Genomic DNA, 24,874 nt, shown 5'->3' on the forward strand with positions numbered 1-24,874 from the left:
CGCTATGGTTAAGTGAGTGTGCCCCTGTAGCCAAAAGGAGCCGTCCAACCCTAACAAGCCTTGCCGAGGAATAAAACCTGCAAGCGCCGTTTTTGTCCTTTATCAGGACTTGGGCCGCTTATTATGCATATAGTCAAATAAATGTGATTCAGCCATTGATAGAAAAGTGTAAACGAGAGGAAGAGTGACATGCGTGCACTGTTATTGGAACAACAAGACGACCAAACTCTGGCTCATATCAAAGATATCGGCAGCGATCGGTTGCCGGAAGGCGATGTCACCGTCGACATCAACTGGTCCAGCCTAAATTATAAGGATGCGCTGGCGATCACCGGCAAAGGCAAGATCGTGCGCAACTTCCCAATGGTGCCGGGCATCGATTTCGCCGGCACCGTGCGCCACAGCCGCGACGATCGCTTCAAAGAGGGGCAAAGCGTGGTGCTCACCGGCTGGGGCGTAGGCGAACACCACTGGGGCGGCCTGGCCGAGCAGGCGCGCGTCTCCGGTGAGTGGCTGGTGCCGCTGCCGAACGGGCTGGATGAGCGCAAGGCGATGATCATCGGCACAGCCGGCTTTACCGCCATGCTGTGCGTGATGGCGCTGGAGGAAGGCGGCGTGCACCCGGACGACGGCGATATCCTGGTCACCGGCGCCAGCGGCGGCGTGGGCAGCACCGCTATCGCCCTGCTGGCAGCGCTGGGTTACCGGGTGACCGCCATCAGCGGCCGCGACAGCAATACCGAGTACCTGAAAGCGCTCGGCGCCAAAGAGGTGATGTCGCGCGATGGCTATATCGACACGCCGCGTCCGCTGGAGAAACAGCTGTGGGCCGGCGCAGTGGACACCGTCGGCGACAAACTGCTGGCGCGGGTGCTGGCACAGATGAACTATAACGGCACCGTCGCCGCCTGCGGCCTGGCGGGCGGTTATCAGTTGCCGACCACCGTGATGCCGTTCATTCTGCGCAACGTGCGTCTGCAGGGCGTGGATTCAGTGCATACGCCGCTGCACCGCCGCCAAACCGCCTGGGAACGGCTGGCCGGCATTCTGCCGGACAGTTTCTATCAGCAGGCCACGCACGAAATCACCCTCGAACAGGCGCCGGCCACCGCCGCCGCGCTGCTGAACAACCAAATCACCGGCCGCACCCTGGTGAAAATCCGCTGACCTTCTCCCCTCGGCGACGGGGGGAGTTCCCGCTTCTGCGAAATTTCATATTTTCCCGCGCCCCCTCGCTTCCGGCCGGCTTTAGCGCCATGCTTATTTCATGGAGACCCGTTTGCCGCTTACAGGCGGCGGGAATCAGTCGCGGAGAACATAAGCATGAACAAACACCCGAAATTAACCGAGGCCGACGTCACGCCGGAGAGCGTGTTCCATCAGCGGCGCAAGGTGCTGCAGGCGCTCGGCATCAGCGCCGCTACGCTGGCGCTGCCTGCCGGCGCGCGGGCGGACCTGCTGTCGTGGTTCAAGGGCAACGATCGCCCCAAGGCGCCACCGGGCAAAGCGCTGGCATTCAGCAAACCGGCCGCCTGGCAGGCGCAGCTGGCGATGACGCCGGAAGACAAGGTGACCGGCTACAACAACTTCTATGAGTTCGGCCTCGACAAAGCCGATCCGGCCGCCAACGCCGGCGGGCTGAAAACCGAAGGCTGGAAAGTGCGCATCGACGGCGAAGTGGCGAAACCGATAACGCTGGATATCGACGATCTGATGAAGCGTTTCCCGCTGGAGCAGCGCATTTACCGCATGCGCTGCGTCGAGGCCTGGTCGATGGTGGTGCCGTGGATCGGTTTCGAGCTGGGCAAGCTTCTCAAGCTGGCCGAACCGAACAGCAACGCGCGTTACGTAGCCTTCCAGACGCTGTACGATCCGGAGCAGATGCCCGGCCAGAAAGATCGCTTTATCGGCGGCGGCCTGAAATATCCCTACGTCGAAGGGCTGCGGCTGGACGAGGCGATGCATCCACTGGCGCTGTTGACCGTCGGCGTGTACGGCAAAACCCTGCCGCCGCAAAACGGCGCGCCGCTGCGACTGATCACGCCGTGGAAATACGGCTTCAAAGGCATCAAATCGATCGTGCATATCCGCTTGGTGCGCGATCAGCCGCCGACCACCTGGAACCAATCCGCGCCGAACGAGTACGGTTTTTACGCCAACGTGAATCCGCACGTCGATCATCCGCGCTGGTCGCAGGCCACCGAGCGCTTCATCGGCTCCGGCGGCATTCTCGACGTCAAACGCCAACCGACGCTGCTGTTCAACGGCTATGCCGATCAGGTGGCGTCGCTGTATCGCGGCATGGATCTGCGGGAGAATTTCTAAGTGCGCCTGACGCCTGTTCACATCAAATGGCTGAAAGCCGCCCTGCATCTGGCGGCGTTTTTGCCCTTTCTCTGGCTGGTACTGGCGGTGGATCAAGGCTGGTTCAGCGCCGATCCGTCCAAGGACATCCAGCATTTTACCGGCAGGATGACGCTGAAACTGCTGCTGGCCACGCTGATGATCGCCCCGCTGGCGCGCTACGCCCGCCAGCCGCTGCTGATCCGCTGCCGTCGTCTGGTGGGGCTGTGGTGTTTTGCCTGGGGCACGCTGCACCTGATAAGCTACTCCACGCTGGAGCTGGGGCTGAGCAATCTCGGCCTGCTGGGCAGCGAGCTGGTGAACCGCCCGTATCTGACGCTCGGTATCCTCACCTGGCTGATCCTGCTGGCGCTGGCGGCCACCTCGACGCTGTGGGCGATGCGCAAACTGGGCGCCAAATGGCAAACGTTGCACAACTTCGTCTATCTGGCGGCGATCCTCGCCCCCATCCACTATCTGTGGTCGGTCAAAACCTTTTCCCCCCAGCCGTTCATTTACGCGCTGCTGGCGGTGGCGCTGTTGGGCCTGCGCTACAAGAAATTCCGCGCCTGGTGGCGCTGAATCGCGCGGCGGCGCGCGGGATTGTCGTTGAAAAACGCACGCCGCCGGCGGGAACTTTTTCTGTGTTCCAGCGCTCATATTCCTGTCACGGAACCCCGAGTTGGTCGATTTGGGGTTGAATATCTTCGCTGATAAGACCAGTATTTAGCTGCGAATTGCTACGATATCGTTATAATGCCCGACCTTGTTTCTGTTCTCAGGGTGAATTTGCCCCTTAACAGGTGACAAATCGGTAACATCGGGTTATTTTCTACGATGATGGTTTTATTGCCGGAGATACCAGCACAATGGCGGATAAGTTTCACATTTTGCTTCTGAACGGCCCCAATCTCAATCTGCTGGGGACGCGTGAGCCGGAGAAGTACGGCAGCACGACGCTGACAGAGATTGTTAACGGATTGGAAAACCAGGCATCCGCACTGGATATTACCCTGAGCCATCTGCAGTCCAACGCCGAGCATCAGCTGATCGATCGCATCCATCAGGCGCGCGGCAACACCGATTTCATTCTGATAAACCCGGCGGCGTTCACGCACACCAGCGTGGCGTTGCGCGATGCGTTGCTGGCGGTGCAGATCCCGTTCATCGAGATCCACCTGTCCAACGTGCACGCCCGCGAACCTTTCCGCCATCACTCTTATCTCTCAGACGTAGCGGTAGGCGTGATTTGCGGCCTCGGCGCGGATGGCTACGCTTTCGCTTTACAGGCAGCGGTTAACCGTCTGTCGAAAACCCACTAATTGCTCCACAAAAAGAGTACGGAATCACACTCATGGATATTCGTAAAATCAAGAAACTGATCGAACTGGTTGAAGAATCAGGCATTTCTGAACTGGAAATCTCTGAAGGCGAAGAATCGGTTCGCATCAGCCGTGCCGCACCGGCGCAGGCTTATCCCGTCATGCAGCAGGCTTACGCGATGCCGGCACAGCAGCAGCCAGCCCTGGCTACCGCCGTTGCCACCGCGCCTGCGGCAGAAACCCCTGCAGCACCGGCGGCCGTGAGTGGCCACGTCGTTCGTTCCCCAATGGTAGGCACCTTCTACCGCACCCCAAGCCCGGACGCGAAAGCCTTCGTGGAAGTGGGTCAGAAAGTGAACGCCGGCGATACCCTGTGCATCGTTGAAGCCATGAAAATGATGAACCAGATCGAAGCGGACAAGTCCGGCGTCGTGAAAGCCATCCTGGTGGAAAACGGCCAGCCGGTCGAATATGACGAGCCGCTGGTCGTCATCGAATAACGAGGCGCCCCCATGCTTGATAAAATTGTTATCGCCAACCGCGGCGAGATCGCGCTTCGCATCCTGCGTGCCTGTAAAGAACTGGGCATCAAGACCGTTGCGGTTCACTCCGCGGCCGACCGCGATCTGAAACACGTGCTGCTGGCCGACGAGACCGTCTGCATCGGTCCTGCGCCATCGGTAAAAAGCTACCTGAACATCCCGGCCATCATCTCGGCGGCGGAAATCACCGGCGCGGTGGCGATCCACCCGGGCTACGGCTTCCTGTCCGAGAACGCCGACTTCGCCGAGCAGGTTGAACGCTCCGGTTTCATCTTCATCGGCCCGAAAGCCGAAACCATCCGCCTGATGGGCGACAAGGTTTCCGCGATCAACGCCATGAAAAAAGCCGGCGTGCCATGCGTGCCGGGCTCCGACGGCCCGCTGACCGACGACATGGATAAAAACCGTGCCTTCGCCAAGCGCATCGGTTATCCGGTGATCATCAAGGCCTCCGGCGGCGGCGGCGGTCGCGGCATGCGCGTGGTGCGCAGCGACAAAGACCTTGAGCAGTCCATCAACATGACGAAAGCGGAAGCCAAAGCGGCTTTCAACAACGACATGGTGTACATGGAAAAATACCTGGAGAATCCGCGTCACATCGAGATTCAGGTATTGGCCGACGGCCAGGGCAACGCCATCTATCTGGCCGAGCGCGACTGCTCCATGCAGCGCCGCCACCAGAAAGTGGTCGAAGAAGCGCCGGCGCCGGGCATCACCAGCGAAATGCGCCGCTACATCGGCGAGCGCTGCTCGAAAGCCTGCGTGGAAATCGGCTACCGCGGTGCGGGCACCTTCGAGTTCCTGTATGAAAACGGCGAGTTCTATTTCATCGAAATGAACACCCGTATTCAGGTAGAGCACCCGGTTACCGAAATGATCACCGGCGTGGATCTGATCAAAGAGCAGCTGCGCATCGCTGCCGGTCAGCCGCTGTCGATCAAACAGGAAGAAGTGAAGATCCACGGCCACGCGGTAGAATGCCGCATCAACGCCGAAGATCCGAACACCTTCCTGCCGAGCCCGGGCAAGATCACCCGCTTCCACGCGCCAGGCGGTTTCGGCGTGCGTTGGGAATCTCATATCTACGCCGGTTATACCGTACCGCCGTACTATGACTCCATGATCGGCAAACTGATCACCTTCGGCGAAAACCGTGACGTGGCGATCGCCCGCATGAAAAACGCCCTGGCTGAACTGATCATCGACGGCATCAAAACCAACGTTGAGCTGCAGCAGAAGATCATGAACGACGAAAACTTCCAGCACGGTGGCACCAACATCCACTATCTGGAGAAGAAGCTGGGTCTGCAGGAAACCTAAGGCAGCCACGCAGCATCGTCTGACGAAAGGCCGGTTAATCACCGGCCTTTTTCTTTTCTCGCGCCCGCCTGATTTTTTCGTTCAACCGCGCAAAATAGAATCAAATCTTCACAGATAACTTTCTCTTCACATTCATCCAGCCCTCCACCCACATCACTACAAAAAACATAATAATATGTTTTTAAACAAAAAATATTTAACTCATAGCTTACAAATAAATATTAGCAAGAGAAAAACTCAATCCATCGCATTTTCACACGCCATAAGCTTTAACAAAATTAACGTATTAATTACAAAGCTTGACCCCGATCACATCCGCTCGGTGATAGCCCGTGCTATTGTCGCCGTCGATCGAATGCAGCGCGCTCTTTTTCTCTTTTTATTTATCCTTTTTATTGACTTAGATGAGTAATGTCTTAATGAGCCATGTAACTGAATACGACCGTAAGCCCGTGTTTTCCCTGTACCACCGTGCTGACATGGAAACCATAAAAAGCATTAAGGAAAACGGGATTGAGAAGCTTTTGGGCGAAGTGAAGAATTTCCGCGCCAATGAGGAAATGAACCGCTTTATTCCCGAACAGGCACGCCTGGCAGTAAGCTGGGTGCGTCTGGCGAAAAACGAAAAGCTGGATGTGCATGTTCATCCAATATCTTCGCTGTATATCATTTGTGAAGGGGAAGCGATCCTGCTGGGAGACGGCGTTGACCGCCGGGCCGTTCCAGGCGATGTCATCTGCATTCCGCCAGGCGCGGATCACGGCTTCATCGGCGCAGGCGACAACGGCTACTGGGGGCTGTCAATCCAGTTTGAGGAGCGCGGGCTCTATGAAGATCCCAGCAAACCGCTGGTGACTTTCGATCAAGATCCCTACGCTTACTACCATCAGCTTAAAGCGCATAACGCCCGCTACATCGAGCGCTACCAGGACAACCCGATCTTTACCGCATTCGCCAAGGATAAAACGTTCTCCGAGGCGAAAAAATCCTTGTTCCTGGACTACCTGCAGATCCTGTCCGATCAGTTCCAAAAAATGGTGCTGCTGCGTAGCGCACTGTGTGAAGACGTTCGCTTCTCGCGTTTCTTCAGTGAACATCTGAAAGAAGAATTCGGCCATGACGAGGTGCTGCGCAACAGCCGCGACAACCTCCAGGTTCGCGAAGACGCGATCTTTGAAGCACTGTGCATCTGGTTCAACCATCAGATGATCACGCTGGATAATCTGGAACAGGCTATCCTGGTGCACTTTGTCATCGAAGGTTCGGCTTTCGTGTTCTATAACAACATCAAACACGTGTTCGATCCGAGCAAACAGAACCATTTCGAGGATCACTCCGAATTCGATGGCGATCATCAGGAAGTGGATAAAGCGTTCTTCAAGGGGATGACCGAAGAACAATTCCAGCGTGTCAAAGCCGTACTCGATAAAGGGTGGAGTATGGTTGAGAAGCAGTATGCAAGACTGGCCGAACTGATCGAAGCATAAGACGGGCAGGTCATCAGGAGCGGTCATGAAAATTGTTTTATTGGGATTCGGCGGCATTGGGCAAGAGACGCTAAACGCGCTGTTAAGTACGACCGAGCGACGTGGCAGCGTCAATGAAGTCGTGATCATCTGCCGAAATACCGAAAAGTATTCAGCCGTTTGCGAAGATATTCTTGATGGCCTGCTGGCGGAAGCGCTCTTCTCACGCCATAACCGAACGTCTTTACCCAAGATTGTTGTAACGGATGACTACCGCCACATCGACGGGGCTGACGTGATCCTCTGTTGCTATGGCGTGCCTTCAACCTTTCCGATGCATGACCGCCAGGCGTTGCTGGACGATCACGTACGGCTCAGCGAGGCCATTTTTAGCCGAGCCAAACCCTTCATTGCTCCCGGCTGTCACATCATCAATGCGGTCAATCCGGTGGATAGCATCAGCTATTACATCGATAAAATCCTGCTCGACTCTCGCTGCCGGGTGATAGGCATCGGCGCCGCGCACAACACCGCCAGGCTGCTGAAAAGCATCTGCCGCATTTCCGGGATCGACATGCAGCGCATCGACGCGCGTAGCCTGACAGTCTGCGGCGAGCACGGCGCCGGGTTGGTGCCCTTGCTCAGCCAGGTAACAACCGACGAGGGACCGCTGAACCAGCTACTTTCGGCGCAGGCGCTGGCGCAAATCGTCACCGATACCCGCAATCAAGGGTTGGACATATTTCACAAAATGCGGCGCCCTCCTAAATATGGCCCGGCCGCCTCCATTCTTATCTTGCTTGAGCGCATCATCCAACGGGACGAAACCCCCTGCTGCGGTTCGGTCTGGCTGCCGGAACTGGGCGTGTTCATGTCCTGGCCGCTGGCTCTGCGCGACGGCGTCTTTACGCCGCTGTCGCTGATGCCCAATCAGGATGAGCAACAACAAATCCACCAGGCGGCGCTCAAGTTAAAAAACATCATCCAAGGTTTTAGCTGATGACGACCGATCAAACCAGACAGATTTTCCGCGATCTCTACATGCCGTTACGCCCTGAGTATCGTTTTCTTTCGCCACTGTACGGGGTGCTGTGGTGCAACAACGAACTCGCGGAAAAGTATTACCGTTTTCTTGGCGCCGAACACCCGATCGGCCAGGTGGCGCGCGCGTTGTTCTACCGTACTGACCTGGTCGAGTTTGACGTAAGCAAAGAGGTGAAGAATCCGTTCACCTGGTTTTCCCCCTCTACCCTTGCACGGCTGGTGGCTTTCATGAGCAGCCCGCGTTTCACCGACAATGATATCGCCTCGTTATATCAGCATGTACGAGATGAAACGGACTTTCACGCTGCCATTGAGCAGCAACATCGGCTTTCTGTGCAAATACGCCGGCTTTGCGACAGCGTACTGCAACAGTTCGAGGACACAAAAGCGCAGATCGCAGCCGCAGAACGCGAAGCGCTCTCCCTCGGCGCCCATTTGAAAGCGCAAGAAAAAGCGCTGAATCAGATCCTGCAACAGGCGGAAAACGCCGTTAAAGCGCAGCAGGTGCCGATCCAACAATGTCGAGCCGCGATCGCCGCGCTCAAAGCCGGCAAAAAAACGCTGGGCAAAAGCGCTGCTGAGAATAAAGAGGCGCAGCTGCTGGCGCTCAATGCCGAAATCACCGAGCTGGAAGCACGCCTGAATGCGGCGCAGCAAGAAGCCGTGCATCAAGCCGGCCTATTCCCCGCCTGGCAAAACGCGCAGGCCGCCGTCGAACATGCCCGCCAGCAAAAAGATGAAGCCACCTTGCGCGCCAGCATGCTGGCGGAAAATTTTACCGAAAGCACCGTCGCACGGCTGCAAACCGAGGGATTCAGCGCTGACTTCATTGCATTGCATCTGCCTTTCAACAAGTATCACCGCTATCTGCCGCGACGTGTGCAGGATTACGTCGGTATCCACTGTGCCGATCGCGACAGCTTGCTGGCCGAGTTGCACAATTTATGTCGTTTACTGATCGCGGCCAGCCGCACCGCCGAGCACGACAGAGAGGTGTTTCATTTGCTCAACGCGGCGCTGTGGCTGAAATGCAAGGGTAACTTCGGCAAATTGACCGCCTACATGCAGCAACTGCGGGAACTGAGCGGGGAGCTGTTCGGCGAAACGGCGACGGGCGAGACGCACTTCCCCGATCGCTGCCATGACTATTACGATCGCGAAGTGTACGGCCGCTATTTTCCGCCGCTGTGCATCACCAAAACCTGCCGCCCCGCGCCGGATTCTGACGTCTCGTTCTCGGATTGCGGGGAGAGTTCGCTGCGCAACTTCATCAATGTCCTGGTGAAAAACCAAGCAAGCGCGCAGCTCGACGCCGGAATACTCAAACGCAGCGGCCTGGCTGTCGATCCGCGCGTCATCGCGTTCTATGAAAAAAACCCTCGTTTGGAAACGATCAGAAGCCAGGAAGTACATAACCAGTGGGCTGAAATTGCCTCATCACTCAATGCGCGCGACAACCGAATCAAATACCTGACGCCAGGTAAAGACGCCTATTGCGAGTTGGCCGCCGGCGGCAACAACATGCAGCATATGCTGCAAGCGCTATTGGGCGAAGCTGATATCACCACCATTTGCCGCCGAATCGCCTCCGCTTCCGGCATCGATATTCGTTGCGATCTCAGCGACTTCCACCCGGAACGGCACGATCTGGAAGACTTCACCAACGTTGTTCGCCTTGAATTCGACGGCAAATATGTCTTTCACTGGTATTTCCTCAAACAGCATTTCCGCTGCGCTTCGGCAGATCTGTTCAACGAAGAGGAAAATTATGTACGCCAGGCACTCGCCATGCTGAATGACGAGATGAAACAGGGCCGTCTGAATCGCGACCAGTTCCGCGCACTGCTCAGTTTCCATCTGAAAGAGAAGCCCGTGGCGCAAGTCAAAATGATATTCGACAGCCTTGGCGCTACCCTCGTCGGAGATGAAATGACGTTCTTGATGTTGGGTAAATTGAACTCCGTCGATTCCATGTTCGAATACTGCATGAACGTTCTGGCGATTCCAACGCTGGCGCATAGCGCGCCAGTCTCGGCGACTGTCGCCGCGATTATTCAAGGCATCAGCCCGCATCCGGTTATCTTCGATCAGCGGAAAAATCTCATCGCGAGGATTAGAGAAACCGGAGTGACGCCGTTACTCACTCTGGCTAACCGATGGGAAAAGGAAAGTTTGGAAAAGGTGTAATACACTCGGTTCAACAGACGACGAGCAACATTTAAGGAGAAACCGCCTTGAGGTCAACATTCATCCCTTATTTCCCAAAAGAAATATGGGTTATCTTTATCGGGACGTTTTTGACGCGCGCCTGCTTTTTCATGATTTGGCCATTCATTACCATTCTCATGAGAAATAACTACGCGATGACGCCGGTGGAAATCGGCGTCATGATGAGCGTATCACTTATCGTGTCTATTTCTTTCGGCTATCTCTTCGGTGGCGCATCAGACAAATATGGCCGTCGCACGTTGATTATTCTTGGTGCAATTGCCGCTATCATTTCATTTAGCGTACTTGCGTTGGCCAACTCACCGGCGTGGTATTTTGTCGGTATTTTACTCAATGGCATTTCGCGCTCATTGATCGAACCCGCCAGCAAAGCGGTGATCGGCGATATTCTCCATGACAGGCAAGAGCGAGAACGCGCGTTGAACATCCGCTACTTCCTGATGAACGTGGGCGCAGCCGTAGGCCCATTAGTGGGTGTCGCTCTCGGGCTGACGGCGCAGAAGGCCACCTTCTTCGTTACCGCATTGTCGTTCCTTTGCTATTTGCTGCTGGTGCTCGCGGTATTCAAAGCGGGGCACGGTAAAGAAACGCGCAACGCCACCTTCTCATTCATTGGCTCTTTGCGGATTATCTGGAACGATCAGGCGTTCAAGGTGTTGGTAGTCGCCAACATTTTGGTGATGCTGGTCTACGGGCAGATCGACGTGACGCTGCCGCAATATCTCATGATCAGCCAGGTGTACAACCCCGAATACCTGCTCAGCGTGCTGATATTCATCAATGCAGCCACGGTGATAACGCTGCAGTATTTCACCGAGCGCTTTACCCGCCGCATGTCATTGGCACTGAAAACCAGCCTGGGCGTGTTCTTTCTCGCGCTTTCACAAATTGTCTTCCTGCTGGTTTCCAGTGAAAGCTGGCTGCTGTGGTTGGTCGCCATGTTCCTGCTCAGCCTCGGCGAAGTCATCCTGTTCCCTACGCTCAATATACAAATTGATCGTATGGCGCCGGCTAACCTAAAAGGGGCTTACTTCGGTGCCGCCACGTTTTACGAATTTGGCCTGGCGCTCGCCCCTTTTGTCGGCGGTTTGCTGTTAAAACAAGGTGGCGGTGGCGCCCTGTATGCCGTGATGTTCTTTTTATGCATCGGCGTCATCGTTCTTTATACTATTTCGGAAAGAATATCTGAGAAAAGAACGATAACCGCGTGACATTGTTAACCCGCTAATTAACGCCGCCCTTGTTTAAACGTATTAACGGGGCGGCTTTATCGTGATATTAATCACAGTAAATAAATAGCGAAGGATATGCAGGTCATTATTTAATCGAATGATTTATTTAATGCTAAAAAATAAAATAAATCTATTTACATGAATGATTAGGAGATGTTATAAATTTGTTTATTGCAGGCGTGTAGCTCAGTGGTAGAGCGCTGTGTCATACTTCACAGAGGTCACCTGGTTCGATTCCGGTTGCGCCAACCAATATAAACCCATTACTTTTCCCATTCTCTTTAATTATTTTCTCATCGAAATAAACCGGTAAAAATTTATATATTTACCCCCCTCTTTTCTTTCCATCGCCCCGTTGCGTTCACCGGAAAGGTGAATAATTTATTAGCCAAACGCCGCACATTCCGTACAATCCTGTTCCTTCATCTGTTCTTGTCACAAGCCATCATCGTAAACCTATGGGGGACACTGATGGACAAACGCTTTATTCAGGCGCACCGCGAAGCGCGCTGGGCGCTGGGGCTGACGCTGCTCTACCTGCTGGCCTGGGGGCTGGCGGCCTACCTGCCGGACAGCGCCATCGGCGTCACCGGCCTGCCGCACTGGTTCGAAATGGCCTGCCTGCTGGTGCCGCTGCTGTTCATCGGCCTGTGCTGGCTGATGGTGCGCACGGTGTTCCGCGACATTTCGCTGGAGGACCGCGATGCAAACTGAAGTGATCCTGCCGCTGGTCGCCTACCTGTTGCTGGTGTTCGGCCTGTCGGTGTACGCCTATCGACGCCGCCAGAACGGAAACTTCCTCAGCGAATATTTCCTCGGCAACCGCTCGATGGGCGGCTTTGTGCTGGCGATGACCCTGACCGCCACCTACATCAGCGCCAGTTCGTTTATCGGCGGGCCGGGCGCCGCCTACAAATACGGCCTGGGCTGGGTGCTGCTGGCGATGATCCAACTGCCGGCGGTGTGGCTGTCGCTCGGCGTGCTGGGCAAGAAATTCGCCATCCTGGCGCGGCGCTACAACGCCATTACTCTCAATGACATGCTGTATGGCCGCTACCAAAGCCGCCTGCTGGTGTGGCTGGCCAGCCTCAGCCTGCTGGTGGCGTTCCTCGGCGCCATGACGGTGCAGTTCATCGGCGGCGCACGCCTGCTGGAGACCGCCGCGGGCATTCCTTACGACACCGGCCTGTTGATCTTCGGCATCAGCATCGCGCTGTACACCGCCTTCGGCGGCTTCCGCGCCAGCGTGCTGAACGACGCCATGCAGGGGCTGGTGATGCTGCTCGGCACCGTGCTGCTGCTGGTGGCAGTGATCCATGCCGCCGGCGGACTGGACAACGCAGTGAGCAAACTGCAGCAGATCGATCCGGCGCTGGTGTCGCCGCAGGGCGGCGATCAGATCCTCAGCCTGCCGTTTATGGCGTCATTCTGGATCCTGGTGTGCTTCGGGGTGATCGGCCTGCCGCACACCGCCGTGCGCTGCATCTCCTACAAGGACAGCAAGGCGGTGCATCGCGGCATTCTGCTCGGCACCGTGGTGGTGGCGGTGCTGATGTTCGGCATGCACCTGGCCGGCGCGCTCGGCCGCGCGGTGTTGCCGGATCTCAAGATCCCCGACCAGGTGATCCCGACGCTGATGATCACCGTTCTGCCGCCGTACGCCGCCGGGATCTTTTTGGCGGCGCCGATGGCGGCGATCATGTCGACCATCAACGCCCAACTGCTGCAATCCTCCGCCACCATCATCAAGGATCTCTACCTGGGCGTGCGGCCGCAGCAGATCCACAACGAGCGATTGATCAAGCGCTTCTCCAGCCTGACCACGCTGATCCTCGGTCTGCTGGTGCTGCTGGCGGCCTGGCGGCCGCCTGAGATGATCATCTGGCTCAACCTGCTGGCTTTCGGCGGGCTGGAGGCGGTCTTCCTGTGGCCGCTGGTGCTGGGCCTGTATTGGGAACGCGCCAATGCACAGGGAGCGCTTAGCTCAATGGTGTCGGGTGCGGTATGCTATACGCTATTGGCCAGCTTTAACCTGCAACCGGCAGGGCTGCACCCTATCGTGCCTTCGCTGTTGCTCAGCCTGTTGGCGTTTTATCTCGGTAACGTCGTCGGCGAAAAGCGCCGGGCGGCGTCATCATTACCCTCTTGAAGAGAATTGCTATGCCTTGGATCCAACTCAAACTGAACACCACCGGCAGCCAGGCGGAAGACCTGAGCGACGCGCTGGTGGAAAGCGGCGCCGTGTCGGTGACCTTCCAGGACACCCACGACAACCCGGTGTTCGAGCCGCTGCCGGGTGAAACCCTGCTGTGGGGCGATACCGATGTGATCGGCCTGTACGACGCGGAAACCGATATGACCGAGGTGGTGGCGATGCTGGAACAGCACCCGCTGCTGGGCGCCGGATTCCGCCACAAGATAGAGCAGCTGGAAGACAAGGACTGGGAGCGCGAATGGATGGACAACTTCCACCCGATGCGCTTCGGCGAGCGCTTGTGGATCTGCCCGAGCTGGCGCGACGTGCCGGATCCCGACGCGGTCAACGTGATGCTCGATCCGGGCCTGGCGTTCGGCACCGGCACCCACCCGACCACCGCGCTGTGTCTGCAGTGGCTGGACGGCCTCGATCTGGCCGGCAAAACCGTCATCGATTTCGGCTGCGGTTCAGGCATCCTGGCGATCGCCGCGCTGAAGCTGGGTGCGGCGCGCGCTATCGGCATCGACATCGATCCCCAGGCCATTCAGGCCAGCCGCGACAACGCGCAGCGTAACGGCGTCTCAGAGCGTCTGGAGCTGTATCTGCCGAAAGACCAGCCGGCGGACCTGCTGGCGGACGTGGTGGTCGCCAACATCCTCGCCGGCCCGCTGCGCGAACTGGCGCCGCTGATCGGTTGCCTGCCGAAGGCCGGCGGTCATTTGGGGCTGTCCGGCGTGCTGGCCAGCCAGGCGAGCAGCGTTGCACAAGCCTACGAAGAGAAGTTCACGCTCGATCCGGTCGCCGAGCGTGAAGAGTGGTGCCGCATCACCGGCCGCCGTAAGTAAGCGTCACGGTATATTGCTCCCTCATCCACCGGCCCCGCGCCGGTGGATTTTTTTTGTCCGGCGATCGACCCACGGGCAAGACAAAATTTTATGCAATTTTTTGCCTTTCAACGATGGATCGCCCTGACAATGCGCCTTCCAGGCAGGTTATCCCGGCAAAAATAGCGGGCGAATGCAGATAATATCCTGCGCAAAGGCGAATATTTTACCGCACACAAAATAAGCACTTTTCGTCAACTCATTGTAAAATATATACAATATTTTTATGAATCACTGCGCAGCGCATTTTTTGCCCTAATAGCGAGCCAATTGGTTAAAGTTTGGCCTTTCATCTCGGCGCAAAAATGCGTAATATACGCGCCCTTGCGGACACAGTATGGTCACTCTTTGTCTATGCGCATTGGACACCACCAGCTTACTAATTGCCTGATTGCGGCCCCGATGGCCGGTATTACAGATCGCCCGTTCAGAACCCTCTGTCATGCAATGGGTGCTGGGATGGCTGTATCCGAAATGCTCTCCTCCAACCCGGAGGTGTGGCGGACGGATAAGTCGCGTCTGCGTATGGTGCATAGCGATGAACCAGGGATCCGCTCCGTGCAGATTGCCGGATGCGATCCTGATGATATGGCCGCCGCCGCGCGTATCAACGTGGCCAGCGGCGCGCAGATCATCGACATCAATATGGGATGCCCGGCCAAAAAAGTGAACCGGAAGCTTGCCGGGTCCGCCTTGTTGCAGTACCCGGATCTGGTAAAACGGATCCTCCACGCGGTGGTTGACGCGGTGGATGTGCCGGTAACGTTGAAGATTCGCACCGGCTGGGCGCCAGAGCACCGTAACTGTGTAGAGATTGCCCAACTGGCCGAAGACTGTGGTATTCAGGCCCTGACGATTCACGGCCGAACCCGCGCCTGTCTGTTTAACGGCGACGCGGAATACGACAGCATTCGGGCAGTTAAGCAGAGTGTTTCCATTCCGATTATCGCGAATGGGGATATTACTGACCCGCATAAAGCCAGAGCAGTGCTCGACTACACCGGGGCTGATGCCCTGATGATAGGCCGCGCTGCTCAGGGGAGACCCTGGATCTTCCGGGAAATCCAGCATTATCTGGACACTGGGGAGTTGCTGCCGCCGCTGCCGCTTGGCGAGGTGAAGCGCTTGTTGATTGGGCACATTCGGGAATTGCACGGCTTCTATGGCCAAGGCAAGGGATTCCGGATTGCTCGTAAGCACGTGTCCTGGTATCTCCAGGAACACGCTCCGAATGACCAGTTTCGGCGCACATTCAACGCCATAGAGGATGCCAGCGAACAGCTGGAGGCGTTGGAGGCATATTTCGAAAATCTTAGCGTAAAAAAAGAGCTGACAGAACTATGTTCGAACAACGCGTAAATTCTGACGTACTGACCGTTTCTACCGTTAACTCACAAGATCAGGTGACTCAAAAGCCTCTGCGTGACTCGGTTAAACAAGCACTGAAGAACTATTTTGCTCAACTGAACGGTCAAGACGTAAATGACCTGTATGAGCTGGTACTGGCTGAAGTTGAACAGCCACTGTTGGACATGGTGATGCAATACACCCGTGGCAACCAGACCCGCGCAGCCCTGATGATGGGCATCAACCGCGGCACGCTGCGCAAGAAGCTGAAAAAATACGGCATGAACTGATACTAGTCAGTTAACGTGTTGAAAAGGCGCTTTATCTCATTTGATAAGCGCCTTTTTCTTTTTCTGACTTGTGCCTACATGGGCGAGGATTTGCGCGGAATGCGCTTATCGATATATCCGGCAAAGAAATAGCAAATACCCGCCACGCCCGCGATCATCACGTAGCGCTTCCACCCGTCCAAATCCACGCCCAGGCTATCCAGCCCGCTCAACACCACAAACACCAGCATGCCCAAGATAACCGATGCTCTGCCTGTCCAGGCTGGTGGGGGTGTCAATAACCGCCTTATCCAGTGGGATTTCATAGCGCTTCCTTCTTGCTTACGATTGAGTCGCCAATCGATGAAGAATACTCTCACGTTTTAATCGGGGCGACAAAGCGGGGCATCGGCTCTGGATTGCAGGCAATAAAAAAGGCCGCAGCGCGGCCCTTGGGGTAAAGCGGAGACCTTACTCGGTCACTTTGTTCTTGAGGCTTTCCGCCCCTTGCTTGGTCTTGTCCCAAGCCTTCTCCGATCCCTGTTTGGTGGAGTGCCAGGCCTTTTGCGAACCTTCGCTCACTTTGCTGCCGACGCTGTCGCTCTTGCCTTCGGCGGCATGCTTGGCTTTCAGCTTCAGCTCTTCACCCTTGTCCTGAGACTGGTGCAGCTTTTCTTTGGCGGTATCCGCCCCTTTGTGCGCCTCGGCGACAACTTCGTTGCTGGCGTGAGCGGCGGTGTCGGTCGCGGTTTCAGCAGCGAACACCGGGGAAGCGAGCAGCAGTGCAGACAAGGCAATGATTGATTTTTTCATAAGTCCCTCTTTTCTCAGATACGTGCCATTCGTCATGAAACAAGATGGCATGAAACACCCCTTGAACGATTTAAGAATAGGACTAAAACCAAAAAAATCGATATAAAATTTCATTACAAATCATTTTATTGATTTTTTATGCCAACAAGCAGCACACGCAGGGAAAGCGCACGAAAAAGTTAAATTTTTCCTGTCATAAAACTATAATTTGTACGAATTTTTAACAAGCTCCAACAGGGATGGATTCTATGGTTGCCGCGATCATTATCGGCATTTTTATCATCAGCTTCCTCTACGCACACTCCCGCGGCAAAGAGAAACAAAAGCTTACCCGTCAGCTGTTCGATCACTCCACGTTTATGGGGCCGATCAACATGTTTATGACCGGTTTCTCGCGTTTGCCCGCCAAACAGCCCTATTTCGACGAAAAAGGCTTCCCGGAGCTGCAAACGCTGACCGACAACTGGCAGGTGATCCGCGAGGAAGCCGTGCGTTTGCAGGATCACATCAAAAAGGCGCAGTCGCACAACGACGCCGGCTTCAACACCTTCTTCAAACGCGGCTGGAAACGTTTCTATCTGAAATGGTACAGCGACAGCCACCCTTCGGCGCAAACGCTGTGCCCGAAAACCGTCGAGCTGCTCAACCGCATCCCATCGGTCAAGGCGGCGATGTTCGCCGAGCTGCCGCCCGGCAGCCATTTGGGTAAACACCGCGATCCTTACGCCGGCTCGGTGCGCTACCACCTGGGGCTGATGACGCCTAACGACGATCGCTGCTTCATCGAAGTGGACGGCGAGCAGCACAGCTGGCGCGACGGCCAAGCGGTGATCTTCGACGAAACCTACGTGCACTGGGCGCAAAACGCCACCGACCAGACGCGCATCATTCTATTTTGCGACGTCGAGCGGCCAATGAAATGGCGCTGGGCGCAGGCGGTCAACCACTGGGTCGGCGCTACGCTGATGTCGGCGGCCAGTTCGCCGAACGACGATCAGGACCGCACCGGCGGCATCAACCGCATCTTCAAATACGTCAACGCGGTGCGCGACGCCGGCCAGCGCCTGAAGGCGCGTAATCGCCGCGGTTACTACCTGCTGAAATGGCTGGTGATCGCCGCCATTTTCGCCGCCATCATCCTCCCCAGCCTGTAAACCGTCGCCAATCGTCAATCCAGAGGCAATGCGAATGAGAATATTCGCATGCCTCTCTTCCTCTGAACCCCGTACCCTGTGTTAACATACGCATTCCTAGAGCCGCCTCCGCTGGCCAACAGCTATCCCTCCGAAGCCTGATAGCAGCGCAAACCGCCCTTCGAATGTAAATGTTTAGTCAATTATGGAATTCTGACTAAACCCTGGCCGTCCCCGGGTGTCTGAGTCGTTGTATCGCTATCGAGTGGATCCTTTATGCGCTACAGGTTGCTACCCCCCTAACGCATAAACGAGCTGCTATGAAACGCCAAAAGAGATTTCAACTTTCCTTGCTGCACCCGCGCTACTGGCTGACCTGGTTCGGTCTGGCCCTGTTGTTCCTGCTGGTGCAACTCCCCTACCCGCTGCTTAACCGCCTTGGCGTATGGATGGGGCGCACCTCGATGCGCTTTCTTAAGCGTCGCGTCGCCATCACCCGCCGCAACCTCGAACTGTGCTTCCCCGAGATGGACGAAGCGCAGCGCGAGCGTAAAGTAGTGGGCAACTTTGAGTCCCTCGGCATGGGCCTGCTGGAAACCGGCATGGCCTGGTTCTGGTCGGATAAACGCGTTAAGCGCTGGTTTAACGTCTCCGGCATCAACCACCTCAAAATGGCGCAGCGTGACGACCGCGGCGTGCTGGTGATCGGCGTGCACTTTATGTCGCTTGAGCTGGGCGGCCGGGCAATGGGCCTGTGCCAGCCGATGATGGCGATGTACCGCCCGCACAACAACAAGGCGATGGAGTGGGCGCAAACCAAGGGCCGCATGCGCTCCAACAAGGCGATGATCGATCGCAAGGATCTGCGCGGCATGGTGCACGCACTCAAGCGCGGTGAGGCGGTCTGGTTCGCGCCGGATCAAGATTACGGCCCGCGCGGCAGCGTATTCGCGCCGCTGTTCGCCGTCGATCAGGCCGCCACCACCAGCGGCACCTTCATGCTGGCGCGCATGGCCAACCCGGCGCTGGTGCCGGTGGTGCTGATCCGCCGTGAAGGCGGCCGCGGCTACGACCTGCTGATCCAGCCGGCCCTGGAAGACTACCCGCTCAGCGACGAACAGGCGGCGGCGGCTTATATGAACAAAGTGATCGAGAAAGAGATCATGCGGGCGCCGGAGCAATATCTGTGGCTACATCGCCGCTTCAAAACCCGGCCAGTCGGCGCGCCGTCGCTGTACTGAGCCCCGTTTTCCAGCCCGGCCGACGCCGGGCTTTTTTGTGCGCCGCGTTTAAAAAATCTGCGGCTCAACATGTCGCTTTCCTGTAATCTCCCTCTTTACCCGCACAGGAAAGGAAATGATGAAAGCTCAAGTCCGCATTGCTCTGGTCGGTGATTACAACCCGCAAGCCGTGGCCCATCAGGCCATCCCCGTGGCGCTCCAGCTCACCGCCGCCCATCTCGACATCGACGTGCAGCCCCAGTGGCTACCGACCGAAACCCTGACCTCCCCCGATGTCCTGCAAGATTTCGATGCCATCTGGGTGGTGCCAGGCAGCCCATATTGTCACGACGACGGCGCCTTTATGGCGATCAGGCATGCGCGGGAAAACGACGTGCCGTTCCTCGGTTCCTGCGGCGGCTTTCAGTACGCCATCATCGAGTACGCCCGCAACGTGATGGGCTGGCACGACGCCGGCCATGCGGAAACCGACAGCGGTGGCCGGTTGGTGATCGCCCCGCTGAGCTGCTCGCTGGTGGAAAAAACCGGCGACATCGTTTTTCAGCCTGACACCCGCGTCGCGCAGGCCTACGGCAGCCTGAGCACCCATGAAGGCTACCACTGCAACTTTGGCGTGGCTCCGGACTTCGTCGCCGACCTTGAGCGCTTCCCGCTGATTATCAGCGGCCACGATGCCGAAGGCGACGTGCGCGCCATCGAACTGCCGGAGCGGCGTTTTTACGTCGCCACGCTGTTCCAATCAGAACGCGCTGCACTGCGCGGCGAGCTTTCGCCGCTGGTGGTGGAACTCGTCAAAGCCGCCGTCTGCTAACCTGCTACCTCCCCGTAGGATCGAGCCGCAGCGAGACAGGGTTCTCGTTGCGTCTTTCATTTCGGGTATCACTCGGCATCAACGTTTCACATTTATTATCTCATTAAAGTTAATCCATTAATTGCCCAATAACGGATCATTCATCGCAGTTTAATTGAAACGTCATACTCCTATGAAAGTTAACAGCAGAATTACGAATAAAGAAATGCATGAAATCACAATAAGCTTCACTTCTTATTATTCATTATTATTTCTTTTATAATAATACAACATAAGAGATTCTTTATAATTTTTTATGATTCAGCCTGTTATCTCTTGCAGAGAAGCAACCGAACTTGCCCGCTGAGATACCACTCCGTTATCGCTTACGAACCGCCTCAGCTCCGCCCCCCTTTTGCCAAAAATAAAAAATCACAAATAAAACAATAAATTACATGATTTCGCTTACTAATATCACGAATAAAAGCTAGTCAATCGTGATTAACACGCCACAAAAGCAATGGCAAAAAACCAGTTTAAAAATAAATAAAATACAAATCATTAACGCTAAAATCATTGCATTTATTATAATAAAATAAAACCATTAAAAATATTTAATGTGAAAACAGGCCAACTTAATAATCACCTTTTATAATGTTCGAGTGCTTGGCTGCGACTCACTTTATTTAATTCGATTCATTCCTTATTTGTGGAGGTGGTTCCGTGTCCGCTTATTCCCTGACGACCGTGCAACAAGCCGTGTGGCTAGACCAATCTTTAAACCCCGATATCCCCTTATATAACGTTGGGTGTTTATGGCGCGTAGAGCGCGAGATTTCGCTACCGCTGTTTCAAGAAGCCATACGGCAAATACAGCAACAACATGATGCGTTGCAAACCACGCTGAAAGAAACGCCGCAAGGCATTACCCAGGAAACCTGCGACCGGGCCTATATCGACCTGCATTACCACGATTTTTCGCACAGACAAGATGCCATCAGCCTGGCAGAAACACACCTTCGTTCTCAATTCCTGCAGCCTTATTCACTGTATGACAGCCTGCTTTGGCGCTGCCACCTGGCCAAAGTCAGCGGATCCAGCACGCTATGGCTGCTTGCTTCCCATCACCTGATTGCGGACGGCACCTCAATTTCCCTGCTGAGCAAAATGATCATGGAGCGCTATAAACAATTAAAAGCAGGGATAAAAAACGAAGCCCCCCACTCGCGTTACCAAGACTTCGTCATCAGCGATCGCACCTATCAGCAGTCTCCACGCTACGAGCGCGATCGTGATTTCTGGTTGAAGCGTTTCATCGACGCGCCCCCCTCCATGCTGGAACGCCGCCAAAATCACTGTGGGCAACAAACCTACCCCAGCCATCAGATAATCAAGCGGTTGCCACGCGAGCGTTTCCTACAGTTGGAACAATACGCCGCCGCGCAGGGCGGTTCTGCAATGCATTTTTTTAGCGCTTTGCTGGCCACCTGGTTCGCCCGGATTTGGCAAACCGATCAATTCACGCTGGGCGTGCCGGTACATAACCGCAGTACCGCCGAACATAAGCAAACATTGGGCATGTTTTCCTCGATGATCCCACTGCGCATCACGGTCGATTCACAGCAATCCTTCGGCCACTTACTGCGGCAAATCGGCAGCGAGCTGCGCCAGTGTTATCGTCACCAGCGTTTTCCCATTGCCGAACTCAACCGCCAGTTGAACCTGCATCAGCAGGAGCGGCGCCAGCTGTTCGACATCAGCTTTTCTCTGGAGGTTTTTCCGACCGACATCGAACTGGAAGGCAGCCAGTTCAAGGTGGAAAACCTGCACCACGGTCAGGAACAGCTGCCCCTCGGCGTCTACCTGCGCCATTACCATCCGGGCGACGACCCGCTGTTGGAGTTCAACTTCAATCAGGCCTGGTTCAGTCAGGAAGACGGTGAGCGCATCGCCGCCCGCATACTGCACCTGCTGAACACGCTACTGGACGGCGATCCGGCGCTGCCGCTGGGGCAGTTACCGCTGCTGTTGCCGCAGGAAAGACAGCAAATCTTCCATCAATGGAATGAAACCCGACAAACATGGGCAGACATGCCGCAAGGCGTACATCAATTCCTGGAACGGCAGGCCGCGCTGACGCCAGAAGCGCCGGCGCTGTGCTACGGGGACCACGAGATCAGTTATCAACAGCTGAATCAGCGGGCGAATCGATTGGCTGCCTTTCTCAGGCTGCAGGGATTACAGCCTGACGATCGCATCGCGGTATGCGTCAACCGCAGCCCGGATATGGTGATTGCCCTGTACGCCATCCTGAAGGCGGGCGCCGCCTATGTACCGCTCGATCCCGACTATCCACAAGACCGCCTGCGCCACATGCTGCAAGATTGCAGCGCCAGATTCGTTCTGATCGACGATGGCGGCGAACACGCGCTGCACCCGCTGCGCGATATCGCCGTGCCGCGATTGCATCTTCAACGTGAGAGCCATCTGTGGCGGCAAGCGCCGGATGGCAACCCGCCGCCGCTGGCCGCCGATCCACAGCGCAGCCTGGCTTATGTGATTTACACCTCCGGCTCGACGGGGAAACCCAAAGGGGTGATGAACGAACACCGCGGGGTGATCAACCGACTCCTGTGGATGCAAAAGGCTTATACACTGACGCCGGATGATGTCGTGCTGCAGAAAACCCCGTTCAGCTTCGACGTCTCTGTCTGGGAGTTTTTCTGGCCGATGATGGTCGGCGCCCGGCTGGCCATCGCCAAACCGGGCGGTCACCAGGAACCGGATTATCTCAGCGCCTGCATCGCACAACATGGCGTCACCACACTGCATTTCGTCCCCTCTATGCTGCAACTGTTTCTGCGCCACGGCGATATGGCGCAGTGCGCCTCCCTGAAACGCATCGTGTGCAGCGGCGAGGCGTTGCCGCTCGCGACGGTACAACGTTGCCTGCAGCAGTTGCCGCAGGCGGAACTGCACAATCTCTACGGCCCGACGGAAGCCGCCGTAGACGTTTCCAGCTGGCAATGCCTGCCCGATGATCCTCGCCCACTGGTACCGATCGGTAAACCGATCGCCAATACCCAGCTCCATATTCTGGATGACCAACTGCAACCGTTACCGCCTGGCATCGCCGGCGAATTGCATATCGGTGGTATTCAGGTTGCCCGTGGTTATCTGAACCGCGCGGCGCTGAGCGCCGAGCGATTTATCGCCGATCCTTTCAGCGCCGAGCCGCAGGCTCGCCTGTATAAAACCGGCGATCTGGCCCGCTGGCTGCCGGATGGCAACATTGAGTATCTGGGCAGAAACGATTTCCAGGTCAAAATCCACGGCCTGCGCATTGAATTAGGCGAGATCGAGCAACAGCTCAGACAGTGTTCAGGGGTTGAAGACGCCGCCATTCTGGCACGGGAAGACGAAAGCGGCGGCAAGCGCCTGGTCGCCTATGTCATCGCCCCAGAGCAAACGGCCGACGCCGCCGAATGGCGTCGGCAATTGCAGCAACACCTGCCGGACTTTATGGTGCCGTCCTGTTTTATCCGGCTGGATGCTTTTCCGCTGTCGCCCAACGGCAAGCTGGATCGCAAAGCGTTACCGGCACCAGCCAACATGCAGGAAACCGCTGCTTATGAAGCCCCGCAAGGCGAGCAGGAACAGCAGTTGGCCGAACTGTGGAGCGAACTGCTGGGCACAACGCGCATTGGCCGCGACGATGATTTCTTCGCGCTGGGCGGCCATTCGCTGCACGCCATTCAACTGCTGGTTAAACTGAAGCGACACGGGCATTCGTTAGGCATTAAAACGCTGTTTGCTCACTCGACGCTGCGCGGCCAGGCCCGTATTCTCACCGACGGCGTGCCCGCAACGGCTCCAGCCACCTCCGAACCCCTGCAGCAGCTGTTGACCCGTCTGAATCAGGCCAGTTTTACCTTTAAACAGGTAGAGCGCCTGAACCACGCCATCACCCCCGACAGCGTTTGGATGATCCATCCTGCCGTCACCGGTTGCGATGTTTATCGCGATCTGGCGAACTATTTAGAGAAAGATTTCAATGTGTTAGGCATCAACAATTACAACCTGTTCCAACAGCCGCACATCACTTCGCTACGCGAGCTGGCGGCGTATTATCTCGGCCATATGCGGCTGTCGCCGGCGCGCCCCGTCCGTCTGTTGGGTTGGTCGCTAGGGGGCCTGATCGCGCTGGAGATGGCCGCTCAACTGGAAAGCCAGGGCTATCGCGATATCCAACTGTTCCTGCTTGATACCTTCTACCGAACCCCATTCCAGATCCGCAGCGAGCCGGGCATGCTGGCGGCGATGCTGGCCATGTTGGGTATTGACGGCGAGGCCGCCGACCGGGCCTTAAAGGCAGAGCCGACGGAGCTGGCATTGGCAAAACAAACGCTCAGCGCACCGTTGCAACATGCACGCATCACGCTGTTCAAGGCGACCGAAGATGCAAATCTGAATATCACCGGCCTGGGCGATGAGCGGGAACTGCTGGCGATTGCCGACAATGGCCTGTCGGCAATCGGTCAACATCTGCAGGTGCATCCGTTGCCCTGCAATCATCACTCCATTATCTTCAGCCACGAGGAGATAGGACGCGCCTTGCGGCAGTCATCGCGCACGCCGGCGATGCTCGGCAACCTTCCTTGACGCTCTACGGTCTGCGGCGCAGTTCGCCGCAGACCGCCTC

21 protein-coding genes and 1 tRNA gene are annotated in these 24,874 nt (G+C 56.3%); 20 read left to right on the forward strand and 2 right to left on the reverse strand.

Going from position 1 to position 24,874, the window contains the following annotated elements:
• Positions 1–189 precede the first annotated feature (189 nt).
• The 16 genes from acuI to fis all read left to right on the forward strand — a co-directional run bounded on the left by acuI (position 190) and on the right by fis (position 16,216).
• Entirely contained in the window at positions 190–1,167 is a 978-nt protein-coding gene (gene acuI, locus AC2CGI_RS17800; RefSeq protein WP_021505125.1) for an acrylyl-CoA reductase (NADPH), read from the forward strand.
• Positions 1,168–1,323: 156 nt separating this feature from the next.
• Positions 1,324–2,325, forward strand: a complete 1,002-nt coding sequence (msrP, locus tag AC2CGI_RS17805) for a protein-methionine-sulfoxide reductase catalytic subunit MsrP (protein ID WP_015379199.1) — start codon at positions 1,324–1,326, stop codon at positions 2,323–2,325.
• Positions 2,326–2,925, forward strand: coding sequence for a protein-methionine-sulfoxide reductase heme-binding subunit MsrQ (msrQ, locus tag AC2CGI_RS17810; protein ID WP_004936895.1), 600 nt, complete (start codon positions 2,326–2,328; stop codon positions 2,923–2,925).
• A gap of 287 nt (positions 2,926–3,212) precedes the next feature.
• The gene (gene aroQ / locus AC2CGI_RS17815) at positions 3,213–3,665 is read left to right on the forward strand and encodes a type II 3-dehydroquinate dehydratase (protein WP_004936891.1); all 453 of its coding nucleotides are present in this window, start codon (positions 3,213–3,215) and stop codon (positions 3,663–3,665) included.
• A gap of 32 nt (positions 3,666–3,697) precedes the next feature.
• Positions 3,698–4,165 (forward strand): acetyl-CoA carboxylase biotin carboxyl carrier protein, encoded by a 468-nt coding sequence (accB, locus tag AC2CGI_RS17820; RefSeq protein WP_004936889.1) that lies wholly within the window; start codon positions 3,698–3,700, stop codon positions 4,163–4,165.
• A gap of 12 nt (positions 4,166–4,177) precedes the next feature.
• The gene (gene accC, locus AC2CGI_RS17825; protein ID WP_004936886.1) at positions 4,178–5,527 is read left to right on the forward strand and encodes an acetyl-CoA carboxylase biotin carboxylase subunit; all 1,350 of its coding nucleotides are present in this window, start codon (positions 4,178–4,180) and stop codon (positions 5,525–5,527) included.
• 419 nt (positions 5,528–5,946) lie between these two features.
• A complete protein-coding gene (locus tag AC2CGI_RS17830) occupies positions 5,947–7,014 on the forward strand; it encodes a cupin domain-containing protein (RefSeq protein WP_004936880.1) in 1,068 nt (355 codons plus the stop codon).
• Between the two features lie 25 nt (positions 7,015–7,039).
• Positions 7,040–7,993 carry a lactate/malate family dehydrogenase gene (locus AC2CGI_RS17835; RefSeq protein WP_015379200.1) on the forward strand — a complete coding sequence of 318 codons (954 nt, stop codon included), beginning with the start codon at positions 7,040–7,042 and terminating at the stop codon, positions 7,991–7,993.
• Positions 7,993–10,224: a hypothetical protein gene (locus tag AC2CGI_RS17840; protein ID WP_075684904.1), complete on the forward strand. Its 2,232-nt coding sequence runs from the start codon at positions 7,993–7,995 to the stop codon at positions 10,222–10,224. The genes AC2CGI_RS17835 and AC2CGI_RS17840 overlap by 1 nt, the downstream gene beginning before the upstream one ends.
• Before the next feature lie 47 nt (positions 10,225–10,271).
• Positions 10,272–11,477: an MDR family MFS transporter gene (locus tag AC2CGI_RS17845; RefSeq protein WP_004936868.1), complete on the forward strand. Its 1,206-nt coding sequence runs from the start codon at positions 10,272–10,274 to the stop codon at positions 11,475–11,477.
• Between the two features lie 196 nt (positions 11,478–11,673).
• A tRNA-OTHER gene (locus tag AC2CGI_RS17850) sits at positions 11,674–11,750 on the forward strand.
• Positions 11,751–11,969: 219 nt separating this feature from the next.
• Positions 11,970–12,212, forward strand: a complete 243-nt coding sequence (locus AC2CGI_RS17855) for a YhdT family protein (protein WP_004936865.1) — start codon at positions 11,970–11,972, stop codon at positions 12,210–12,212.
• Positions 12,202–13,647, forward strand: a complete 1,446-nt coding sequence (gene panF / locus AC2CGI_RS17860; protein WP_021505128.1) for a sodium/pantothenate symporter — start codon at positions 12,202–12,204, stop codon at positions 13,645–13,647. The genes AC2CGI_RS17855 and panF overlap by 11 nt, the downstream gene beginning before the upstream one ends.
• 11 nt (positions 13,648–13,658) lie before the next feature.
• Positions 13,659–14,540 carry a 50S ribosomal protein L11 methyltransferase gene (prmA, locus tag AC2CGI_RS17865; protein WP_015379202.1) on the forward strand — a complete coding sequence of 294 codons (882 nt, stop codon included), beginning with the start codon at positions 13,659–13,661 and terminating at the stop codon, positions 14,538–14,540.
• Between the two features lie 393 nt (positions 14,541–14,933).
• Positions 14,934–15,938 (forward strand): tRNA dihydrouridine synthase DusB, encoded by a 1,005-nt coding sequence (gene dusB, locus AC2CGI_RS17870; protein WP_004936856.1) that lies wholly within the window; start codon positions 14,934–14,936, stop codon positions 15,936–15,938.
• Positions 15,920–16,216: a DNA-binding transcriptional regulator Fis gene (gene fis, locus AC2CGI_RS17875; protein WP_000462905.1), complete on the forward strand. Its 297-nt coding sequence runs from the start codon at positions 15,920–15,922 to the stop codon at positions 16,214–16,216. Before dusB ends, fis begins: the two co-directional genes overlap by 19 nt.
• 74 nt (positions 16,217–16,290) lie before the next feature.
• Here fis and AC2CGI_RS17880 read toward each other — a convergent pair whose 3' ends face one another.
• Both AC2CGI_RS17880 and AC2CGI_RS17885 read right to left on the reverse strand, forming a co-directional pair.
• Complete coding sequence (locus AC2CGI_RS17880; protein WP_130054885.1) at positions 16,291–16,521, reverse strand: hypothetical protein; 231 nt, start codon at positions 16,519–16,521, stop codon at positions 16,291–16,293.
• Between the two features lie 145 nt (positions 16,522–16,666).
• A complete protein-coding gene (locus tag AC2CGI_RS17885) occupies positions 16,667–17,008 on the reverse strand; it encodes a hypothetical protein (RefSeq protein ID WP_004936850.1) in 342 nt (113 codons plus the stop codon).
• A gap of 248 nt (positions 17,009–17,256) precedes the next feature.
• Between AC2CGI_RS17885 and lpxO the strand changes: the two genes are divergently transcribed.
• From lpxO to AC2CGI_RS17905, 4 genes are all read left to right on the forward strand, one after another.
• Positions 17,257–18,162 (forward strand): lipid A hydroxylase LpxO, encoded by a 906-nt coding sequence (lpxO, locus tag AC2CGI_RS17890; protein ID WP_004936848.1) that lies wholly within the window; start codon positions 17,257–17,259, stop codon positions 18,160–18,162.
• 299 nt (positions 18,163–18,461) lie between these two features.
• On the forward strand, positions 18,462–19,382 hold the full coding sequence (gene lpxP, locus AC2CGI_RS17895) for a kdo(2)-lipid IV(A) palmitoleoyltransferase (RefSeq protein WP_004936843.1): 921 nt from the start codon (positions 18,462–18,464) through the stop codon (positions 19,380–19,382).
• Between the two features lie 115 nt (positions 19,383–19,497).
• Positions 19,498–20,193 carry a CTP synthase C-terminal region-related (seleno)protein gene (locus AC2CGI_RS17900; RefSeq protein WP_171404461.1) on the forward strand — a complete coding sequence of 232 codons (696 nt, stop codon included), beginning with the start codon at positions 19,498–19,500 and terminating at the stop codon, positions 20,191–20,193.
• Between the two features lie 702 nt (positions 20,194–20,895).
• Positions 20,896–24,834, forward strand: coding sequence for a non-ribosomal peptide synthetase (locus AC2CGI_RS17905; RefSeq protein ID WP_076741021.1), 3,939 nt, complete (start codon positions 20,896–20,898; stop codon positions 24,832–24,834).
• Positions 24,835–24,874: the final 40 nt, after the last annotated feature.

The organism is Serratia sp. LSHTC3, from assembly GCF_057197125.1.

What these genes read in the sequence shown, in the direction of transcription:
- acuI (WP_021505125.1), top strand. Translation starts at nt 190, where the DNA reads ATGCGTGCACTGTTATTGGAACAACAAGACGACCAAACTCTGGCTCAT.
- msrP (WP_015379199.1), top strand. Translation starts at nt 1,324, where the DNA reads ATGAACAAACACCCGAAATTAACCGAGGCCGACGTCACGCCGGAGAGC.
- aroQ (WP_004936891.1), top strand. Translation starts at nt 3,213, where the DNA reads ATGGCGGATAAGTTTCACATTTTGCTTCTGAACGGCCCCAATCTCAAT.
- accB (WP_004936889.1), top strand. Translation starts at nt 3,698, where the DNA reads ATGGATATTCGTAAAATCAAGAAACTGATCGAACTGGTTGAAGAATCA.
- accC (WP_004936886.1), top strand. Translation starts at nt 4,178, where the DNA reads ATGCTTGATAAAATTGTTATCGCCAACCGCGGCGAGATCGCGCTTCGC.
- AC2CGI_RS17830 (WP_004936880.1), top strand. Translation starts at nt 5,947, where the DNA reads ATGAGCCATGTAACTGAATACGACCGTAAGCCCGTGTTTTCCCTGTAC.
- AC2CGI_RS17835 (WP_015379200.1), top strand. Translation starts at nt 7,040, where the DNA reads ATGAAAATTGTTTTATTGGGATTCGGCGGCATTGGGCAAGAGACGCTA.
- AC2CGI_RS17840 (WP_075684904.1), top strand. Translation starts at nt 7,993, where the DNA reads ATGACGACCGATCAAACCAGACAGATTTTCCGCGATCTCTACATGCCG.
- AC2CGI_RS17855 (WP_004936865.1), top strand. Translation starts at nt 11,970, where the DNA reads ATGGACAAACGCTTTATTCAGGCGCACCGCGAAGCGCGCTGGGCGCTG.
- panF (WP_021505128.1), top strand. Translation starts at nt 12,202, where the DNA reads ATGCAAACTGAAGTGATCCTGCCGCTGGTCGCCTACCTGTTGCTGGTG.
- prmA (WP_015379202.1), top strand. Translation starts at nt 13,659, where the DNA reads ATGCCTTGGATCCAACTCAAACTGAACACCACCGGCAGCCAGGCGGAA.
- dusB (WP_004936856.1), top strand. Translation starts at nt 14,934, where the DNA reads ATGCGCATTGGACACCACCAGCTTACTAATTGCCTGATTGCGGCCCCG.
- fis (WP_000462905.1), top strand. Translation starts at nt 15,920, where the DNA reads ATGTTCGAACAACGCGTAAATTCTGACGTACTGACCGTTTCTACCGTT.
- AC2CGI_RS17880 (WP_130054885.1), bottom strand. Translation starts at nt 16,521, where the DNA reads ATGAAATCCCACTGGATAAGGCGGTTATTGACACCCCCACCAGCCTGG.
- AC2CGI_RS17885 (WP_004936850.1), bottom strand. Translation starts at nt 17,008, where the DNA reads ATGAAAAAATCAATCATTGCCTTGTCTGCACTGCTGCTCGCTTCCCCG.
- lpxO (WP_004936848.1), top strand. Translation starts at nt 17,257, where the DNA reads ATGGTTGCCGCGATCATTATCGGCATTTTTATCATCAGCTTCCTCTAC.
- lpxP (WP_004936843.1), top strand. Translation starts at nt 18,462, where the DNA reads ATGAAACGCCAAAAGAGATTTCAACTTTCCTTGCTGCACCCGCGCTAC.
- AC2CGI_RS17900 (WP_171404461.1), top strand. Translation starts at nt 19,498, where the DNA reads ATGATGAAAGCTCAAGTCCGCATTGCTCTGGTCGGTGATTACAACCCG.